General features: G+C 37.3%; 3 protein-coding genes. All 3 read left to right on the top strand.

From position 1 onward, the window contains the following. Window positions 1–198, top strand: a 198-nt coding sequence (locus F6K20_RS36615; RefSeq protein WP_287265468.1) for a transposase, incomplete at its 5' end; no start/stop codon positions are given. Window positions 199–1009: 811 nt separating this feature from the next. Next, the gene (locus F6K20_RS36610) at window positions 1010–1297 is read left to right on the top strand and encodes a phosphopantetheine-binding protein (RefSeq protein WP_008178628.1); all 288 of its coding nucleotides are present in this window, start codon (window positions 1010–1012) and stop codon (window positions 1295–1297) included. Window positions 1298–1328: 31 nt separating this feature from the next. Further along, window positions 1329–1882: chlorinating enzyme (locus tag F6K20_RS36605; protein ID WP_287298111.1), on the top strand; the 554-nt coding region annotated here is incomplete at its 3' end.

Below are 1882 nucleotides of genomic sequence, written 5' to 3'. Positions count from 1 at the left end.
TATCTTCCCGAGTATAGTCCTGATTATAACTTAATTGAATTGGTTTGGCATTCAGCAAAAGAATATATTGCCAATCGAGTTTTCAAATCAATTGAAGAATTAGAATGTTTGTTAAATCATCTTTTAAATGAAGGAGGGTTAATTATAAAATGGGTACGAAAAATAAAAAACAAAGGCAATGCTGTTATCACAGTTTAAATGCGCAACAGCTTATGTGGATTACTAAAATTATATTAGTGGGATAGGTTCATTACAGCGAGTTTACGAATCAGCTCTGAGGTGCTTTTGAATAAAATAACCACCTCAAGCAGCGTGAGCCTTGGCCTTGGCCATAGGCCAAGCTTTCGGCAAAGCCGACGCTTCGCGAACGCGAATGGCTGACGGCTGAATGCTTACATATTTAGTTTATATTTTTTAGGTTAATTATTTATTATTAACAAAGCTTAATAACTATTATTTTTTCGTTGAAAGTTGTCATTTTTGTGAATGATCGCAAGCATCTCAAAGCTAGTGATAGAACTGCTTTGCAATTCCTGGAGATGTCTACAGGGTAATTCTAGATTTTTGGTATTATTGTTTACTTTTTGAATGTAAATTTTGATACAAATTTAGATGCGTTTACCTTGAATAACCCTCGACGTTTTTTTTTCGGTGCTTTCATAATGTTTTTCTATACTATTAAAAATATTCATAATATTTTTTGATAAGATAATCTTGTTATTTTTGGCTGGCTCTGTGATACCATGAAAAATGGATATAGCAATTCTCATATTCATGAGGACAAAGCTTATCATTTTCAGGCAAGAGGCAAAAGGCAAAAGCCAATATTTAAGGGGGTTGTACGGGGATAATCCTGAAATTGCGCTGTACATCATAATCACGATAAACGCTATAAATAAGCAAAGTGTATAAACTCCCCTTAACACTCTTCCTTACTTAAAAAGGTTAGTCCAGAGATGTGACAAGCACTTTTAACATCTCTTATAGATAGATAAATCAGGATAAATAGATGAGTAATTCAACAGAACTACCCATTTCTGATGTCGTGGTTCCCCAGACAGAAACAGAAAAGCAGCTTGCTGAAATATGGAAAGACGTTCTCAGTGTTGAGACAATCAGTATAGAAGATCGCTTTATGGATATCGGGGGGAACTCAATAAATTTGGTTGAAGTGGTTAATCAGGTAACAGAAAAGATGGGGGTTAGCATCAAAGCTCGGTGGTTTTTTGATAAGCACAAATCAACAATTGCTGAACTGAGTAAAGAAATTGATGCGGTCAGAGAGCAAACACATTAGCAGTTAACTTTATCGGTGAGTAAAAAAGTAGATGAAAACTAGGGCAAAAGCTGAACTCAGTTATTATCTTTCTGTGGAAGAAAAACAATTCTTTCGAGACAATGGCTATATTGGACCTTTTACTCTATTTCAACCTGAAGAGATCCTGGAGTTGTGGAACGAAATCAGGATGGATCTTTTGGACAGGGAAACGGCACCTTTCCCTAACAGTAAAATGAACTATGACCGTCATCTGGATATCCAGGCTTTGAGTGATATTATCTCTCACCCAAAAATTGCTCACCGTGTTAGCAGTCTTTTGGGCTCAAATGTACTATGTTGGAGAACGGCTTGGTTTCCCAAATATCCTGGTGATGAAGGAACAGACTGGCATCAAGCAGAAAGCTTCGTCGAGTTTGAGGGCAAGTCAAAGCTGGTTCCTACTGAGTCTCACGATGGACCTTGGGAACTGACTGCTTGGGTTGCATTTAGTGAAGCCACCCGAGAAAATGGCTGTATGAAAGTAATGCACGGTACTCACAATACCTGGTACTTTGACGAGCATCGTAACATTGAGTTTGAGCCAGACAAGATCAGCCAAAAACA

It is taken from the genome of Moorena sp. SIO2C4, from assembly GCF_010672485.1.
In the GTDB taxonomy this organism is placed as follows: Bacteria; Cyanobacteriota; Cyanobacteriia; order Cyanobacteriales; family Coleofasciculaceae; genus Moorena; species Moorena producens.
Note: the sequence above shows the minus strand (reverse complement) of the source record. Positions and strands in the feature narration are given on the sequence as shown.

Coding starts and splice junctions, on each gene's coding strand:
- F6K20_RS36610 (WP_008178628.1), top strand. CDS start 1,010: ATGAGTAATTCAACAGAACTACCCATTTCTGATGTCGTGGTTCCCCAG.